The sequence below is a fragment of the Candidatus Peregrinibacteria bacterium genome (assembly GCA_016699755.1).
Taxonomy (GTDB): Bacteria; Patescibacteriota; Gracilibacteria; order CAIRYL01.
Map to the genome: position 1 here is coordinate 403,590 of CP065009.1, position 16,600 is coordinate 420,189.

The 16,600-nt window shown below is 39.5% G+C and carries 16 protein-coding genes, 1 tRNA gene and 1 pseudogene; 11 read left to right on the forward strand and 7 right to left on the reverse strand.

The window, feature by feature from the left end; genetic code table 11:
* The first annotated feature begins 15 nt into the window (after positions 1–15).
* The 4 genes from IPN35_01815 (at position 16) to IPN35_01830 (ending at position 3,796) form a co-directional block, all read left to right on the forward strand.
* Positions 16–1,260: a HAMP domain-containing histidine kinase gene (locus IPN35_01815; GenBank protein ID QQS59602.1), complete on the forward strand. Its 1,245-nt coding sequence runs from the start codon at positions 16–18 to the stop codon at positions 1,258–1,260.
* 96 nt (positions 1,261–1,356) lie between these two features.
* Complete coding sequence (locus tag IPN35_01820) at positions 1,357–1,953, forward strand: tetratricopeptide repeat protein (GenBank protein ID QQS59603.1); 597 nt, start codon at positions 1,357–1,359, stop codon at positions 1,951–1,953.
* On the forward strand, positions 1,944–2,618 hold the full coding sequence (locus IPN35_01825) for a hypothetical protein (GenBank protein ID QQS59604.1): 675 nt from the start codon (positions 1,944–1,946) through the stop codon (positions 2,616–2,618). Before IPN35_01820 ends, IPN35_01825 begins: the two co-directional genes overlap by 10 nt.
* Before the next feature lie 137 nt (positions 2,619–2,755).
* Positions 2,756–3,796 (forward strand): CAP domain-containing protein, encoded by a 1,041-nt coding sequence (locus tag IPN35_01830; GenBank protein QQS59605.1) that lies wholly within the window; start codon positions 2,756–2,758, stop codon positions 3,794–3,796.
* Positions 3,797–3,803: 7 nt separating this feature from the next.
* Here the strand turns inward: IPN35_01830 and IPN35_01835 are convergent, their stop codons facing one another.
* From IPN35_01835 to IPN35_01845, 3 genes are all read right to left on the reverse strand, one after another.
* Positions 3,804–4,520: a coenzyme F420-0:L-glutamate ligase gene (locus IPN35_01835; protein ID QQS59606.1), complete on the reverse strand. Its 717-nt coding sequence runs from the start codon at positions 4,518–4,520 to the stop codon at positions 3,804–3,806.
* Positions 4,520–4,828: an HPF/RaiA family ribosome-associated protein gene (locus IPN35_01840; protein ID QQS59607.1), complete on the reverse strand. Its 309-nt coding sequence runs from the start codon at positions 4,826–4,828 to the stop codon at positions 4,520–4,522. Before IPN35_01840 ends, IPN35_01835 begins: the two co-directional genes overlap by 1 nt.
* Before the next feature lie 122 nt (positions 4,829–4,950).
* Positions 4,951–5,316 carry a nuclear transport factor 2 family protein gene (locus IPN35_01845; GenBank protein ID QQS59608.1) on the reverse strand — a complete coding sequence of 122 codons (366 nt, stop codon included), beginning with the start codon at positions 5,314–5,316 and terminating at the stop codon, positions 4,951–4,953.
* 375 nt (positions 5,317–5,691) lie between these two features.
* On the opposite strand from IPN35_01845, the gene IPN35_01850 reads away from it, so the two are divergent.
* Positions 5,692–6,048 carry a hypothetical protein gene (locus IPN35_01850; protein ID QQS59609.1) on the forward strand — a complete coding sequence of 119 codons (357 nt, stop codon included), beginning with the start codon at positions 5,692–5,694 and terminating at the stop codon, positions 6,046–6,048.
* A gap of 314 nt (positions 6,049–6,362) precedes the next feature.
* Here IPN35_01850 and IPN35_01855 read toward each other — a convergent pair.
* Positions 6,363–6,438, reverse strand: a tRNA-Ile gene (locus tag IPN35_01855).
* A 296-nt stretch (positions 6,439–6,734) separates the two neighbouring features.
* On the opposite strand from IPN35_01855, the gene IPN35_01860 reads away from it, so the two are divergent.
* From IPN35_01860 to IPN35_01880, 5 genes are all read left to right on the forward strand, one after another.
* Positions 6,735–6,941 (forward strand): transposase, encoded by a 207-nt coding sequence (locus IPN35_01860; GenBank protein ID QQS59610.1) that lies wholly within the window; start codon positions 6,735–6,737, stop codon positions 6,939–6,941.
* 309 nt (positions 6,942–7,250) lie between these two features.
* Positions 7,251–7,613, forward strand: coding sequence for a hypothetical protein (locus IPN35_01865; GenBank protein QQS59611.1), 363 nt, complete (start codon positions 7,251–7,253; stop codon positions 7,611–7,613).
* 342 nt (positions 7,614–7,955) lie between these two features.
* The gene (locus IPN35_01870; protein QQS59612.1) at positions 7,956–9,179 is read left to right on the forward strand and encodes a hypothetical protein; all 1,224 of its coding nucleotides are present in this window, start codon (positions 7,956–7,958) and stop codon (positions 9,177–9,179) included.
* Between the two features lie 68 nt (positions 9,180–9,247).
* On the forward strand, positions 9,248–10,057 hold the full coding sequence (locus IPN35_01875; GenBank protein ID QQS59613.1) for a chorismate mutase: 810 nt from the start codon (positions 9,248–9,250) through the stop codon (positions 10,055–10,057).
* Between the two features lie 60 nt (positions 10,058–10,117).
* The gene (locus IPN35_01880) at positions 10,118–11,017 is read left to right on the forward strand and encodes a DUF2797 domain-containing protein (GenBank protein QQS59614.1); all 900 of its coding nucleotides are present in this window, start codon (positions 10,118–10,120) and stop codon (positions 11,015–11,017) included.
* 15 nt (positions 11,018–11,032) lie between these two features.
* Here IPN35_01880 and IPN35_01885 read toward each other — a convergent pair whose 3' ends face one another.
* A complete protein-coding gene (locus IPN35_01885; GenBank protein ID QQS59615.1) occupies positions 11,033–12,550 on the reverse strand; it encodes an MFS transporter in 1,518 nt (505 codons plus the stop codon).
* 221 nt (positions 12,551–12,771) lie between these two features.
* Here IPN35_01885 and IPN35_01890 point away from each other — a divergent pair.
* Positions 12,772–13,487 (forward strand): annotated as a pseudogene (locus tag IPN35_01890) (2,3-diphosphoglycerate-dependent phosphoglycerate mutase).
* Here the strand turns inward: IPN35_01890 and IPN35_01895 are convergent.
* Together IPN35_01895 and IPN35_01900 are read right to left on the reverse strand one after the other, a co-directional pair.
* Positions 13,473–14,291 (reverse strand): hypothetical protein, encoded by an 819-nt coding sequence (locus IPN35_01895; GenBank protein ID QQS59616.1) that lies wholly within the window; start codon positions 14,289–14,291, stop codon positions 13,473–13,475. The pseudogene IPN35_01890 and the gene IPN35_01895 sit on opposite strands and share 15 nt — an antisense overlap.
* A gap of 101 nt (positions 14,292–14,392) precedes the next feature.
* Positions 14,393–16,552, reverse strand: coding sequence for a transglycosylase domain-containing protein (locus IPN35_01900; GenBank protein QQS59617.1), 2,160 nt, complete (start codon positions 16,550–16,552; stop codon positions 14,393–14,395).
* Positions 16,553–16,600: the final 48 nt, after the last annotated feature.

The following is a 16,600-nucleotide window of genomic DNA, read 5'->3' on the forward strand; positions in this document are numbered from 1 at the left end:
TACTGTTGATGCTCCATGAAAATTTCTCTTAAAAATCAGATTTGGCTTCTCTATTTTTTCACGAGTGTTGTTGTGTTGCTCTGTGTTTCCTACTCTGTGCTCGTTTTTTATCACTATAAATGGGGAGAATATGAAAAACAAAAAATGGAAATAGCGTATCGAGAATTTGCGCAACGAGATCAACGGAGTTTTTTTCTTGAGATTCAGAAATCAACTTTCTATATTGCCGTTCCCGAGCAGAATATTTTTTCTCCGCTTGCTGAGCATTTTAAGGGTCAGACCATTTCCTTTCCGTTTGCAGAAATAGGGGGGAGGCATTTTTTCTTTCAAAAATTTCAGAGTGATCATTTTGGGGAGATTATTTTAGGAGAAGATGTGAGTTTGTATCATGAGTCGGAAGAGCGAATTATCGCTGTATTCTTTCAAATTGGAGCCATTCTTTTACTCCTTATTGGTGCCATAGGGTTTTTCTTTAGCCGACTAGCGGTACGACCGCTCAGGCGTTTTCGTGATGAGATTATTGGACTCAATATTCATCATCTCTCTTCCTATTCGAGTGATCTTCAGTTCCTATCATCAGATGAGTTGGGGCAACTTCATGCAAGTTTTCAATCAATGATTCACAAAATTCACCAACACCAGAAACAAGAAAAAGAGTTTATTGCCCTTGCCTCGCATGAACTTAAAACACCGCTCACTTCCCTTATCACTTCACTCGAACTTTCAAAAACATATCCAGAAAAACTTTCTGAAGCACTTCAGGATGCTCATTTTCTTTCGGAGCTTCTTCAGCAACTTTTCTTTTTGAGCAAAATAGAAAATACGCACATCGAAATAAAATCCATTAATGTTTCTGTGCTTCTGGAGAAGGAAATCCAAAAATACAAAGAAGAGCTTCAGCTTTTGAAAAGGAGGCTTCAAGTCGATATTGTGAGCAATGTTGTTGCTGAGTCGCATCCCGAAATTATGACGCGAATTCTTCAGAATCTCTTGGAAAATGCTCTCAAATTTACCCCCGAATCAGGTTCTATTACTGTTAAACTCCATCCGAGCTCTCTCCTTATTTCAAATACCTGTTTCGAAAAAATAGACAGCGAAAAAGTAAGTGAAGCATTCTATCAGGGGGAAATTTCAAAATCAGGACAAGGTTCTGGTATCGGGCTCTATTTTGTGAAAAAATGCACAATCCTCTTTGGATTTTTGCTCAAAATCAAAAAGAAAAACGATATTTTTTCGGTAGAAATCTTTTTTGAGAAATAGCGATCTTTTTTGTATTTTTCGGAATCAGTTTCCAAATGTTTGCAATACACACAAATTAATGTATACTAATGGTAGTTCCAATACCACAAAAAAACAGTGATAACACACAAAAACAATTGGCATGTTGTTGTTTTGGCATTCATAAGCCCATTCTTTTTCTTTGGGTGTGGAGGAGGTTCGCAAACTGCAAAAGCTCCAAAAGGTCTTTATGCCGCTCCTGTTGCTATTTCGGAGGAATCGCTTTTGCCAATGGCGCCCGATACTCCTACTCTTGAGCCAAGCGGAAAGGCATATTACGACCCACAATATGCAGAGGTGCTTTCTTCTCGTGCAAAGCTTCTTTTAGCTGAAGGAAGAGGAGAGGAGGCAAAGATGATCCTCGAAAAGGCAAAAGAGCTTGATCCTACAAATACTACAATTGACGCTTCTCTTAAAGAGGCAAAACTTATTATTGGAAAACATAGGCAAACCAAAGAAAATGATCCCGAATATTCTCAAGTGCTTGTTCAGCAGGGAACTCTGTTTCTTGAAAAAGATAAATATGATGAGGCGATGAAGCTCTTTCAAAAGGCGATAGAGGTGGATCCAAAAAATCGGGTTGCCGCTCGTCAAATAGAGAATACTCGAGAGTATCTCGAAAAAAAAAACGAACAACAGCAAGTATTGGGGGAAGAGAGTATTCCATGGTTCTAGAAGACTCTCTTGATCCATACTCCAAAAAAATAACGTTTGTCCCTGTAGAAAGACCTTCCGAGGAAATTGATAATGTTTTTCATGCGTCTGCAGAAGACAAAAGTGAAGAAGAAAATTTTGTCTTGATGGTTTCTGAAACCGGAGAACCAGGAAAAAAAGAAGTGCTCTTGTTGCGCGTATCAAGTGCTCTTCCTGCTCCTGTTTCGCATTCTGGCGGAGAGGCTATTCCGGTAACGAAAAGTGGGGAAACTGTGTTCCTAAATTTTCTTGAAGAAGAGCCAAAAAATATTGAGCAGATACCATCAGGAGAACCCCATCAATCTCAAGAGGAACCTGTGATTTTTTCTGAAGTGCCCGAAAGTAAAAATGAAGAGTTGGAAACAAACGAGAACGAGGAAAATACAATTTCGTACACACCAGAAATTCCTTCATCGCTCAATGATTACAATGTTGCGTGTCTTCCGAGCAATCTTCGCGAAGGAACTTTTCCCACTGATGCTTTTGAGAATATTGAGCTTGATGACAACATCCCCTTGCAGTTTCGAAAGGACGAAGTGCGCACTTTTTCCGGAAGACTTGTGATGGATTCTCCACCAGAAACGCTTGTGATTTTCTATGACAAAAAGGTGATACCGAACACATCGATCAAAAAGCTCTTCTTGTAGAAGTAAAAGATGGGATCTTCTCTGCGCCCGTTTCTTTTTCCGAAACTGGACAATATCTCCTCTCTCTTATTCCTGGAAATTCTGGATACGCTGTTCCCCAAGAAATTTCTGTTAAAGCTCCAGAATGTGAGAACGGCATGGGAAAATTCTCTATTCCTCCGCTCGATTTTGAAACGAATATCGAGGAGGGAAAAGGAAAACTCTCGTGGAAAGATGAAGAAAACAACCTCTTCCATGTTCGTTTTTCTCAAGGAGAACTCGAAAAAAACTTTTACCTCATGGACACAAACGAGTTTTTTCCTCCTCTCTCGGAATTTGAATCATTTTCTTCAGGAGAAATTTTAGTTTCTATTCGTTCTGCAAAGGCATTGGATAATGCACTGAATCGTACTTCAGATTGGTCAGCAACGCTTTCTAAAAAAGCAGAACTTGTTCAGCACTACAATCGTGATGGGAATAAGCTTCAAAACGTCAAGGTTACCGATTCTATTGCTCCAAAGAAAACACTCAAAGTAAGTGGCACTGCAGATGTTCCCTTGAATTCCGATTTAATAGTTATTGATCCAGATGAAGTGTTTCATCGTATTCCTATGACGATTACTGGCAATACTTTTCTTGGAAAGTTTTCCGTCGAAAAACCCGGTATTCATATTGTAGAAGTAAATCAAAATGATAACATCAGTCTTTTTATGGGGGCATCTTCTCCAGAGGGTTCTCTTCCTCTTCTTCCTGATTTTTTTGACCTCGAAAAAGATCAGTTGCCTGAGTCACACGAACTTTCAGAACTCCCAAAAATTATGCTTGATCTTGTCAATGGAGAGCGACAAAAACGAGGAATGCACGAACTTTCTTATGATGAACACTTAGAAGGTCTTGCGGAATATCGTTCGAATGACATGTGCGAACGCCAGTATTTTGGACATGTTGATCCCGATGGAAAGGGAGCAGGGGATTATGCAGAGAATTTCTTCATTACGAATCAGAATATTGGAGAAAATATTGTCTCTGGCATGAATATTGAGGCGCTTCACGAGCTCCTTATGTATTCGGCGGATCATCGAGAACTTATTCTCAATCCAGATTTCGAAACCGTTGGGTTTGGATTTTGTAGATCTTCAAGCGATAACCAAAAAATTATTGGGACACAAATTTTTGGTGGATCACCATTATCAGAGTAACTTAAAGTTATATTTCTTCTTTTAATATCGCTCGAAAGAGATCATCTTTTGGCGCAATACAAAGATCTTTTGGGTTTTGCGGTTCTTCAGTAAAAATAACAGGAGCATTTTCCAAAAGAAGAAATGGACACGACTCTGCCGATTGTCCAAAAAAAAGCTGTGCAAATGCCGCCAAGTTATCCGCGACCGCCATTTGTGAAACGCGAAGCGGTTTTCCAAAAAGATCTGGCTTGCCACGTTCGTCCGACACTGCAGAAAATCCGAACATTCCCATAGCAACACCCGAGATTCCTTGTCGAAAAGGGAGAATACGAGAATCAACAATTAGCACACCAAATTCTCGCACACCATATTGCTCGGAAAGTCTTTTCCAGAGTTTTTCTGCTGATTTCTGAGAATCTTTTGGCAAGAGTACCGCATGCTCCTGAGGAACATTGCTCCGATCAATTCCGGCATTGGGAAGAAAAACACCTTCTTTTACGGTGAGCCAAAAATCCTGTCCTTTTTCTTTCTCAAAAACTTTGTCTGACTCCTTGTGAATGAGCTCAAGCATTTTTGCATCATTCTCGCAAGGAACAACTCGTTCTTCTGCAAAAGAGATAACTTTTGAGGTAACAATAATCAGATCTCTTTCCCGAAGTAATCGGGGGAGTGCAGAGGTAAGAAGAGGAAAAATATCTTCGTTCGGCTCAATACGTCGAGTGATAATGGGGTGTGCCTTCATTATTTCTGATGTTTTGCCTTGTGACGTTCAATTTGTGGGCGAATTTCTTTTTCGAGCTCATCCATGATCGAGAGAAGATTTTGTTTTTCCGTATCTTCTGCACGAAGCGTATCTCCGGGGAGGGTAATAGTTACGGTTCCGTGGAAGAGATTTTTTTCTTTTGAAATGAGTTCAAATTCAACACGAATACTACTCGATTCATCGAAAAAATCTCGAGAGAGATGCATTAATTTTTCGCATTTCTCTTCTACTTTTTCTTTAATATTTTCAGGAAGGGTGAAGTTTTTTGCATGAATGGCAATGGGCATGGGAGTGGCAAAAAAGAAATATCACCGAAGAGGATACTAAAAGAAAGAAAAACAGGAAAGAGATTGTGCGCACTTGTTTTTCATACGATGGAATGAATTTTTTTACTATTCCATCACAGATTTTATTTTTTAGCAGGAGTTCCCTGAAAAAAGATCATTTGCCATTTTCCTTCTCGCATCTGCCAAACTGAACTACACAAAGTGCATTTTTCCTCTCCTGATTCAAGCACTTTTCTGTCAGCAATATAATGTAAAAGAATATTATCTTTAGAAAGCACTTTCGCCTCCATTTCTCTAACTATAAATTGCTCCTCCGGAGCATTTGGCAAATAAGCAATTATTTCCTTTTTATTTGTACTTCCTCCACTTTGCATAAATTCAAAAAAATCATCTGCCAAAAGTTCGTTTAATCTTTTTACAGATCTTCTTGTGTTTGGTTGCAGCAACTCAATTTCTAATTCTTTAACTTTTTGAATCTCATCATTCACAATTGTTTGTCATAACATAAATGGTGGGGCCACATGGATAAACCTCGAACAGAGAGATATCGATGCCTTTATAGAATATATCACAAAACTTACAAAAAATCTGGCTCCCACAATTAGAGAAACTGTGAACTGAAGCATATCAAATTGAATAAAATACCAATGATCTTTTTTTGAAAATGTTATAATGAAGCCTTGATATTATTCCAAATTGACTATATTCTTGTTCTGATTTTTCAATTTACATAAGAGTGCCATCATCAAATTTGCAAAAGGCTTTGCAAGAATCTGCTATGGCATGATGTCAATCGCATTATATTCGAATATTTTCAAAAAACTGAAAAAGATGAGGAAATTTCTCAAGTTGAGAAAACTATTTTGTTTTCTGAGATACAGAAATACTTTCCAGATGATTTTGAAAAATTGAACAATTGGGAAAAAAACTCAAAAGAAGAAAGATTGTTATTGCTTAAATTTTTTAATGAAAGAGCATTTGCAAACGAACACTGCAATGCCCCTGCTCCTTCTTCACACGCTCCCTCACCAAGTAATAGGACACAAACAATAAGTATTAAAAATAATGTGAGCATTCAAATTTCAACAGAACATAAACTTATCTTAAAAAAGCTTGGTGAAGAATATGAACAACATAAGGATGATTCAAAAAAACTTACGGAAATTCTTACAGAATATGCTCCTGTTGTAATGAAAATAATTGCTGCTCTTCCTATATAGTTTCATGGCAGAACCAAATCCGGAAACCTCTCCTCAATCTCATCATCGCTCATCTCCACAAACTGCTTAATATTATCCACGTTCCCGCCAGAAATTTCCGCGTACTCTTTTATATCATCACCGCACAAAAAACAGATCGAGAAAATGCTCGAACTTTTACAAAACCGCTTCCATGAATACCAAAACAGCAATCAAGAAGAAAAAAAAATAATAAGCCTCATGCTGGGCTCGAACTTTTCCTTAGAACCAGAAAACCGCATACATATGCACATATATAGCTTTCTCGAACAGTATTTTTCCGAAAATTTACAAGGTGGTGGGCCCGACTGGACTTGAACCAGTGACCAATCGGTTATGAGCCGACTGCTCTAACCACTGAGCTACGGGCCCCTACTTTTGAAGAGATTCTAGCTCTCTTTCTTCTTTTTTTCAACGGGGATTCTAAACTTTTCTTTTTTTAGAGGAAAGAATGGGAAGGTCCAAAATTTTAAAATTGTTTTAGCTCTTGCCCAGAATAGAAATTTCTCTATCTTGGAAGTATGTTCTACAAAGCTAAATTATCGGAATATAAGATCAAAAAAATATTGAAGTGTTTTTGCGAAGATATAAATGCCATAACTTCCACTCGTCTCTTGGGATTAAACAGAAAAACTATTGATCATTATTACAATCTTTTTCGAGAAAGAATGACTCAGAATTCACTGGAACAAAGTGGTGATTTTGGAGAGTTTGAACTCGATGAGAGTTATTGTGGAGCAAAAAGAGTTCGAGGCAAAAGAGGGAGAGGAGCAGTAGAAAAAACACCAGTATTTGGACTCCTCAAACGAAATGGAAAGGTCTATGTCACCATAGTAAAAAAATGTAGCAGAGAGGAATTACTGCCCATAACATAGGGAAAGATACTCGAAGGCTCCACTATCCATACCGACGGATGGAGAGTGTATGATGGACTTCTTTTGAATAGGCATAATCATTGCTGTCCGTGTCCATCATTCACATGATGAATTTGCCAGAGGAAAATGTCATGTAAATGGAATAGAATCCTTCTGGTCATTTGCCAAGAGAAAGCTTTCTAAATTCAACGGTATTGCTTCAACAAAAAAGGTACACTGCTCGTACTGCTCAGAACAAGACAGAAGAAAGAAAAAGGATAGCTTCACTTCTTCTTCCACCCTGTCATGATGATCAGGAACTTCTTCCACATGTTATTGGTGAACTTATGGGAAGATTCCAGATCAAATATCAGGTTGAATAAGGCAACAACACTGAAAAAAACAGTGAGCCACCAGACGATCTACACCTTTATAGCAAAAGACAAGAAGCAAGGAGGAAAGCTTTTTACATTTCTTCGTTATCAAGGAAAAAGATACAAATGGAGGGGGCTTACAAAGAACAAAATATGGATTCCAAATAGAAGAGGTATTGAAGAGAGACCTCACATTGTAAATGAGAAGTTACGATATGGAGATGGGGAAAGTAATTTAGTGATCAGCAACAGAAAAGGTTCAGGAGCACTTGCTACTCCAAATTCTTCCTCGGGAGATGAGAAAAACAATGACCCATGATAATGGAAGAGAGATAGCAAGGCATGAAGGGCACTCTCAAATAGAAGTATACTGTGCTAGACCCTATAAATCATGTGACAGAGGACTTAATGAATGGATGAATTGAGAATTACGAAGATTTTTCCCCAAGGGAACTAATTTCTCTCGTGTTACACAAAAGCAAGTTGACTCTGCTGTTACATGGCTGAATAATTGTCCTCGGAAATCCTTGAAATACCGCACTCCAAAAGAAGTCTTTGATGAGAAACCAGCGACTATGCGTTTGGGACTTTAGTGCGCGCGAAAAAAATATTTGACAGGAAATAATAAAATGTTTATAAAAGTGAACTTTTTTATAATATTATGAGCGCAAGAATAGAAGCACCGAAATTAGATGATGATTGTCTGGCAGGGGTTTTTAATAATCTGGCACTGCCTCCGGATTATGATCCTTCGTCCAAATATTTTTTTGAGAATATCTTTAACGTACCAGAAGATGGAGTTTTGAAAGAGTTCATTAGCAAACTTCCACCAAAAGATGAGCTTGATTCTCTCAAAGAATTAATAGGTGGTAGTATTCCCAATTCATCAATCGTTTCAGCTCCACAAGAACAGACTACTTCTGCTTTGCCAGAAGAAAAGCCTGCCGTTTCACCCGCCATTCCTGTAAAACAAGAACAGACTACTTCTGCTTTGCCAGAAGAAAAGCCTGCCGTTTCACCCGCCATTCCTGTAAAACCGGAGGGCGTTCGCACATGGATGCGAAATACTGTTGCAAAAATTGGAGGTTTTTTTGGGAGAATGATAAGGCAAAAAGAAGAAGAGAAACAAACTCCTCAGCAACAGTTGCAACAGAAGGTTTCTGAGCTTTTAATTCCTGTTTTCTCAGTATTGCGTGATAAGAACTATGCACAGCAAAGAGTTTCTCGGCTAACACTTGGTGAGGCGATTTCTTACTTGAATGGATTTTATGGACGAAACGCAGGAGATATTCTTCGACTTCTTTCTGTAGTGGATCGATCTGTCGATGATGATATGCATTTGGGACAAATTCCTGACAAGGCTATTACTGGACATGTTTTAAGAATTCTTTCGGAACAAGAACCGCGAAAATTTTCTCAAGAAGAAGCGAAGAGGATTGTATTAGCAATAACCAGAGCAGATTTTCCTGTACGAGAGTCCGTTATACCGTCTAATTCTTTTGATTCTGACAAGATTCAGAAAATAATAAATGAAGATGCCAGAGAAATTCTTGAGAAAAAAGGAATTAAATATGGGATGAATGATGATGGTTCAATGTTTGTCACCAAAAGTGCGAATAGCGTTTCTACAACACGAGAGATTCCTGTTTGCACTCCTGATACTGTTTCGACAGAAATAGTGGTGTCGGAGACAGGAACAACACTCAGGGATATTGCCGCGACTCACTATCCTTTTGTGACACGTTGGGTTATTGAAAATCTTATGCGTGTCAACAATAATATCACAGATCCTGATGCGCCACTTGATCCTGATACAACAATAAGACTTCCTCAGATTTTTACCCCAGAAGCATTGACGATTGGTGATCACCCCGTAAAAAAATAATTCTTCGATAATTAATTTTCTGGAAAAACTCATCATGAAGCCCTATGCTTTTGGTGAGTTTTTTTTCTATGACACAACCTCTTTCATTTGGCGCACTTCTTGGTCGGGTAGTGATTGCTGGCGTTTCACTTCGCGTTTTTTCTAATGGAGATCGGCATTTCGTTTCTTCTCAGGAAACATACGATCACAATGGGGAGTATCTTGGACTTCGGTATCAGTGTGTAGAGCTCGTACGACGGTATTTGTATCGATTAACAGGAATGAACGGCGCTGAGCATTGGCGAGGAATTGCTGGAGAGATGTACGAGAATGCAAAGCTCATCGGGCTAGAGCAAATTCCTTTTCGGGAGGCAAAAAAAGGAGATGTTCTCTGTTTTTCTGGAGGAAAATGGGGACATGTGAGCATTATTCAAGAAACAAATGAGGATTCTCTTTTTCTCGTACAACAAAATTTTTTTAACAATGAACGAGATCTCTCTTTTGAAATTTCTCGTTCTGCTGAGGTGGTGAGTGATGGACATGGATATTTTGTCCCAGTCGGATGCCTTCGTGCTTCTTGCATTTCTGAAAATACGAGCAAAAAGCACGATTGTCTTTCGGATATTCGTCATGAAATAGATGTTATTGATGGAAATCTTTTGGAGCTTTTATCACGAAGATTTCTTTGTTCCTGCCAGATTGCAAACATGAAAAAAACATTGTGCCTCCCCGTGGCAGATGCAAGGAGAGAAGAAGATCTTTTTCACGGCATTCGAAAAACTGCAAAGCGATATGGATTTTCTCCTGATATTGCGGAATCGATTTTTCGAGAAATTGTTGCACAGTCTCGTGAAATTCAAGAGAAGAATTTAGAAGAAGAGGATCATTCGCGTTCCTGAAGATTCTGGACAGAAGGTGTAAAATCCGAAAGAATCCTTGAGTACTTTTTTATTTTTGTTATGGAACGCGTCTATGAATTTCGATGGAAAAAGGAGAATTCCCCTTATTTTCGTTTGCTTCAGAATGGTCTTCTCATTGAGCATCCTCTAATATTTGGAAGGAATGTTTCAATTGAAATTCTTGGGAATACTTCTTGTACGGGATATGAAAAAAATGGAGTGTGGACACCTTGCGTTGTTGGGGGTGTTCCGGGGGTAAAAAAGTGTGAAGAGTGTAAAAAACAAGAAGGAATGCCAATCGCGCAATATTGCGATGGATTTAATACGGAAATGTTTTCGGGAGAAGAACTCGATTCTCTCAATTGTCCGCACTATGTCTACTTTGCTTACTTTGGTCCAGGGCTTATGAAAGTTGGAGTTTCTGCTCAGAGTCGTGGTTTGCTTCGACAAATTGAGCAGGGGAGTCATTATTCGCTTATTATCGCAGAAGAGCTTTCTGGTGTTCCTGCTCGCCAACTTGAAACGCTTTTTCGAAAGAGTGGTATGCAAGACAAAGTTCAATCTTCTCAGAAAAAAGATCTCATGTTTCCAGGGGTTTCTCCCGAAGAAGGAAAACAGGAGCTCTTAGAAGCTTTTCAAAATTATCTTCCTCAAGTTCTTGCACTCCGTCCCGACTTTGAAGAACTTCTCAAGAGGGAGCCAGAATTTCACGATTTCTCTTCTGTTTACCATCTTCCAGAGGCAGAGAAAGTAGAAAAACCTTTTCACGATGCTGATCTCTCACTTGGGGAATCTGTCTCTGGAACGCTTATTGCGGCAAAAGGTCCATTCCTCTTGCTCGAAACCGATTCGGAAAAAACACTTGTTGATGCAAAATCTCTCAAAGGATATTCCATTGATTTTTCGGCAAAACCTCTTGGATTGAAAAAAGAACAAGCGTTTCAAGGATCTCTGTTCTAAAATCACGACCTGTTTCTACGATTGTAATACTCCTTTTACTTTTCGGATGGGAGATTGAAAGATGTACGAAAATCCGGAAATATCACTAAATCGTCTGAGGGAATACCAAGAGAAAAACATAAGAAGTATGCCAAAGAGAATGAAAAATCCGCGAAATCCAAGGAGTTGAATCATGCCACCACCGAGAACGGGCCCAATAATGTTTCCCAAATTATCCACAAGCATTGTGGGACCGGCGGAGGCATTGGAATCTATTTTTGTCTCATTTTTTTCTATTGCGAGGAATTCATTCATATTTTCTGCTGTTTGCGCTCTCGCGCTTCCCATGGCAAAGAGGTAGCCAAAAGAAATACCAAACCCTCCAACAAGAAGAAGCGAAAATACCGAATACGGTACCGCGCCCACAAGAAAAACGGAACCAGCAGTAAGAAGGAGTCCGAGAAGCATAAAGGGGTACCGTCCATATTTATCCGCTAGTTTTGCAATGAGAGGAAGAAATACGAGAACAGGAAGGATAAAAAAGAGCATGAGAAGACTTCCCGGAACATGAGAAACCCATCCTTCTTGCTCCTGAAGTGCTTCTGTAAAAAAAACAGGGAGAAATGTTCCAAGAAAAGTGTCCCAGTAAGAAAAAAGTCCAACAATCCCTATCGACCAGAGAAGCGGAGTATTTTTTGGTGTTTTTCGGAAAACAAAAATAAGCGTCATAATATTGTGAATCATCTCCAGAAAGATTTCCGAAAAATGAAGAGATTCTTTTTCTTCTGTTGTTTTGAGCTCGATATGATCAGAAGATGATTTCTCTTCTTTTGGAGAATTGCGAATAATGCGAAACATTCGTTTTTTAAGTTCTCGGACCGTTCCTGCCTCAAGCTCTTGAATGGAAGTAAAAATTTCTTTTTTCCCTGGGAGTTTTTGATCACGGTCGTAGAGAAAAAAAGCGAAGAAAAAAAGTCCGCCAAGGAGGAGAAGAAGAAAAATTTTGATAAAAAAGAGTGCCGAAAAAAAGAATTGTGACGATTTCTCTGGTTCTGAACTGACACTTTTGATAATGCTGCTTGTGGCGTCTCCCAAAAAATATGCGGCAGACAAGAGAATAGCAGAGATGAGAAATCCAAAAATCATCCCCACACCCTGGGAAGTCTGTTTGTAGGAAAGACTTTGCCCATATTCTGCAGGAAGGCTTCTCGCCAATATATACGATATTGCAGTGATGTCGGAGAGATCAAACGATACTCGAAAACAAATAGCAGCAAGAAACCCGAAGAATATGCTTTTGGTTCCGATTAAAAAGAGGAAAACAGAAAATACTGTACCCACAATGGCGGCGAGAAAAAGCGTCCTTGATTCGTATTTTTTTTGGAGAAGAGCAAAAGGTCCATCAAAAAAAAGAGCGGCAACAGATCCAATCGAAAGGGCGAGTCCTGCAAAAAAGAGGCTTCCTGTTGCTTCTTGAAGAAAGAGGATGACCGAGAGATTCATTACAGTAGAAAGACACGACCAGCTCGCAACAATGAGGGCAAAATGCCACATTTTCGTATCTTGTATATTTGTGTGCCGAAGGACAAAGCTCGGAATACGCAGAAAGGGAGAAGATAATTCTTATCATTGTACCATATTTTCGATATCCAAAAAAACAGTTCCTCGTAGAAGTTTTTTGGAGAGATGCTCGCCTTTCCTTTTGCATGCCTCTCACAAATAGGTTTTTTGAAGTCAAAAAAATTGGTATACTAAGGACACTTTTCAAAAACAAAATGCACGGAACACTCATTTTTATTCGTCATGGACGGTCAAAATGGAATCAAGAAAATCGTTTTACCGGCTGGGTTGATGTTCCTCTTGCACCAGAGGGTTGGCGAGAGGCAGAGCAGGCCGGAGAGCTTTTAAAAGATGTCGCTTTTGATGTTGCCTATACTTCTCATCTTCAACGAGCAATTCTCACACTTCATCTCGTACTTCGCCCAAATATCTCTGGAAAATCTCCTATTTTTCTTCCTGCAAACGGGAGTGTTCCTCGACAGAGTTATATCCCGCAGGAGAATGAATTCCCCGTTTTTGTCTATGAAACTGCTATTTCTGAACGGCACTATGGAGATTTACAGGGGAAAACAAAGATGAAATTCGCGAAGAGTTTGGAGAGGAACAGTTTAAAAAATGGCGTCGTGGGTACGACACGCCTCCTCCAAATGGAGAAAGTTTACAGGATACTTTATGGCGAAGTATTCCCTTTTTTCGTCGAGAAATTCTTCCGCATCTTGAAAAAGGAGAAACGGTTCTCGTTTCTGCTCATGGGAATTCGCTTCGTGCTATGACAAAATACCTCGAAAATATTTCCGATGCTGATATTCTCGGTCTCGAAATTCCTACTGGTGTTCCGATTGTGTATACACTTGATGTTTCAGGGGGAGAGGTAAAGGTTCTCGATAAAAAGATTCTCGTTCTTCCAGAAAAAGGTTCAGCGTGGAAATAATCCTTGTGCTAAAACTCCAGCTCCTATAGCACTTAAGTATTCCGCATGGTTTGGGATAAGGATTTTTTGTCCATAAATGTTGGCGGTTCTCTTTACCGTTTCGATAATTTCAGGAAGAAAAATAAGTTTTCCTCCAAGAATAATATCCTTGTGTTTTTCCGCTCGTGCGGCGAAAACTGCAATAGAAGCGATGGTTTGTCCCACAATATTTGCGATGCCACGTGCCAAGTCTTCTGGACGTGTTCCTTGTTTTGCTTTTGCAAAGTTTGATGCTGTCGCATTCCCCGGAACCACTCCAATGCCGCCACCGACAATTTCTTCCACTAAAAGATCAATTTTTTCTGGATCTCCTTGCGAAACCATTTCCTTGAGCACTTCAAAATCTCGTATTCCTAAAATAGCTTCACTAAGACCCAAAAATGTTCCCCCACCAATACCCGTTCCGCCAACATGTTGATAGGTATTTTTTGTTGCAGAGACACAGCAGGTTCCTGTTCCGAGAGAACAAATGAGTCCAAAGCTTTTTTTTGCTAAGAACATTCCTCCAGCGCCAATTGCATCTATTTCTGATATTTTTTGAAGAGGAATTCCTTTCCAATTCGTGTGGAATAGGCGGTTGTGTCCACCGGTAAGCACAATTTTTGTGGCACCTTCTGGGGTAGTATTCGCATCAAAAAAGATTTGAGAAAGATCAGACTTATCAGTTTTTTGTGAATCGATTGAAGCAATGGGATAAAACACACCAGACTCTTCAAACTGAAGAATATCGACCGTGCTTCCGCCGAGATCAATAGCATAGAACATTTCTGTGGAATCTTTTCATATTTCCCTGTGGTTGCACAATGCAAATCTGGATATTTTTCACTTCTTTTCGCAAAATTTCATCATTTCTGAGGAGAGTGGAGCTATTCTGCTGAAGCGGGAACATACGAATCCTCTTCTCGCTTTTGAGAAAAGGAGAGGAGCGAATTCATACCAAGCTCTGGAACATATCGCAAATACTGAACCAGCGGTGCATACGATGGTGGTTTATACTCTTCTGATGCCCACTCTCCTTGTATTTTTTGAATTCCTTCTGGTTTTTCAAAGGCAGTATATGATGCTGGGTATTTCTCATAAAACGCTTGTACTATATCTCTCCATAGCGGTCCTACAGAACTTACCGCAAAGCTCTTTGGTTTCAGTGGTGTGCCATCGGTATTTCCCGCCCAGAGGAGGAATGTATTTTTTGGAGTGTAGCCGACAATCATATTATCTATCGGGAAGATTGCATTTTCAGAGCGACCAGATGATGTTCCGGTTTTAACAGCAATATTGAAGTTGGAAACAGTGATGTTATTTCTCCAGTATCCAGCAGGTCGTGCTTCGATATTTGAAAGTATGTCTCCCAAGAAGAAAATGGTTTTTGGACTGAGCACTGTTTTTTCAGAAGGGTCACAAGGAGAGGGGAGTGGAACATTTTCTTCTGAAGAAATAGAGAGAATGGGGCAGAGTTCCTTTTGTTTTCCGGTTCCGAGAATAGCGTATGCATTGGCGAGTGTTTGTGGTGGAAGAGAAGGGGTTCCAAGCGCAAGTGTCCATCCAAATGGGTGATTGGGGAAATCGTGGTTGAGAGAGAATCCAAAAAGACCATCGAGCATTTTTCGAAGTGTATTTTCTCCTCCTGCGAGAAAAAAAGTTTTTACTGCTGGAATATTCCGTGACTTTGCAAGGGCATCTGTCATACGAATGCCTCCTAAAAATGTTCCGTCAGCATTGGTAATATATTTTTTTTCTCCCACAAGTTGCATGGCAGAGTCATAAAAAATAGTTGGTGGTTCGTATCCCATAAGAATTGCCGATGCATATATAAAAGGTTTTATGGTGGAGCCAGGTTGTCGTTTTGCTCGAAGGACATCAACTTGTCCGTCTATTTCTTCTTTCCAAAATGATTCCGATCCTATCCATACGAGTGGGGAGCGGGTTTTGTTTTCGAGGATGAGCACAGCAATATTGTGAATGTTATATTCTTCTTCAATTTTTGGGAGTTTCTCTCGTATCATCTCGTATACTTTTTCCTGGAAATCAGCATCAATGCTTGTGTGTATAAAGAGCGCATTTTTTGTGTTGTTTGGGCTGTATTTTTTCTTTTCTAAAAAGTCTTCTACAAAGAAACGGAAGTGTTGAAAATCAGAGTGCGCCCAATTTTTATCCCCCTGTAGGATAATATTTTTAAGCTCCTGATGAACTTTTTTTACTTTTTCTGTTGACCATTTTTTTCGTTTTGCAAGTTCGAGGAGAACATATTCAATACGAGTTTTTTGGTAGGTTTTGGAAAAAAGATCACAGTCTTCTTCAATATTTTTGCAGTATCCAAGCCAAAGAGGAATGCGTTTCTTTTTGCTCAGCAGTACTGGATTCTGTGGAAGCATGGCGAGTACAAGAGATTCTGCTTCCGAAAGATTGGCAGGAACCTTGTGAAAATACATTTGAGAGGCAACATCAACTCCATTAATTCGAGGGCCATAGGGAACAACATTAAGATACATCTCGAGTACTTCTTCTTTTGTAAATGAGATTTCTATGCCAACAGCAATGAGTGCCTCCCGAATTTTTCTTTGTAGCGTTTTTTCATCTTTTAGAAAAACTTTTCGTGCAATTTGTTGAGAAAGTGTTGAAGCCCCCTCCTCAAATCTTCTGGCAAGAGCGTTGTGCCACATAGCACGGATGATTCCAGGAATGTCGATGCCGATGTGATACCAAAAACGTCTGTCTTCTGCGAGAATGGTGGCTTCTTGCAAAAATTCTGGAATTTCATGAAGAGGAACCCATTCTCTGTTTTCTTGGCTGAATGATCGATAAATTTCTTTTCCGTTTCGGTCGAGAAAAACTTTGGGAAAATCCAGATTATCTCGCGAGAGGCTCATCCCTAATTGTATATCGGGCAAAGCGAATGCGCCCACAAGGGAAAAAACAACAATACACATACTTAGTAGTCCGTATTTCCAAAGTGAAGAGACCTTCCCTTTTTTTTGAGGAGAATCCTTTTTCAGAGAAAGATGTGAGAGAAACGAATATTTCTGCATATTTCGAGAGAGGAGGTGCTTTACATTTTTGGAAGAGGAAAAACCTTA

Coding starts and splice junctions, on each gene's coding strand:
- IPN35_01815 (QQS59602.1), top strand. CDS start 16: ATGAAAATTTCTCTTAAAAATCAGATTTGGCTTCTCTATTTTTTCACG.
- IPN35_01825 (QQS59604.1), top strand. CDS start 1,944: ATGGTTCTAGAAGACTCTCTTGATCCATACTCCAAAAAAATAACGTTT.
- IPN35_01830 (QQS59605.1), top strand. CDS start 2,756: ATGGGAAAATTCTCTATTCCTCCGCTCGATTTTGAAACGAATATCGAG.
- IPN35_01835 (QQS59606.1), bottom strand. CDS start 4,520: ATGAAGGCACACCCCATTATCACTCGACGTATTGAGCCGAACGAAGAT.
- IPN35_01840 (QQS59607.1), bottom strand. CDS start 4,828: ATGCCCATTGCCATTCATGCAAAAAACTTCACCCTTCCTGAAAATATT.
- IPN35_01860 (QQS59610.1), top strand. CDS start 6,735: ATGACTCAGAATTCACTGGAACAAAGTGGTGATTTTGGAGAGTTTGAA.
- IPN35_01865 (QQS59611.1), top strand. CDS start 7,251: ATGTTATTGGTGAACTTATGGGAAGATTCCAGATCAAATATCAGGTTG.
- IPN35_01870 (QQS59612.1), top strand. CDS start 7,956: ATGAGCGCAAGAATAGAAGCACCGAAATTAGATGATGATTGTCTGGCA.
- IPN35_01875 (QQS59613.1), top strand. CDS start 9,248: ATGACACAACCTCTTTCATTTGGCGCACTTCTTGGTCGGGTAGTGATT.
- IPN35_01880 (QQS59614.1), top strand. CDS start 10,118: ATGGAACGCGTCTATGAATTTCGATGGAAAAAGGAGAATTCCCCTTAT.
- IPN35_01885 (QQS59615.1), bottom strand. CDS start 12,550: ATGTGGCATTTTGCCCTCATTGTTGCGAGCTGGTCGTGTCTTTCTACT.
- IPN35_01895 (QQS59616.1), bottom strand. CDS start 14,291: ATGTTCTATGCTATTGATCTCGGCGGAAGCACGGTCGATATTCTTCAG.
- IPN35_01900 (QQS59617.1), bottom strand. CDS start 16,552: ATGCAGAAATATTCGTTTCTCTCACATCTTTCTCTGAAAAAGGATTCT.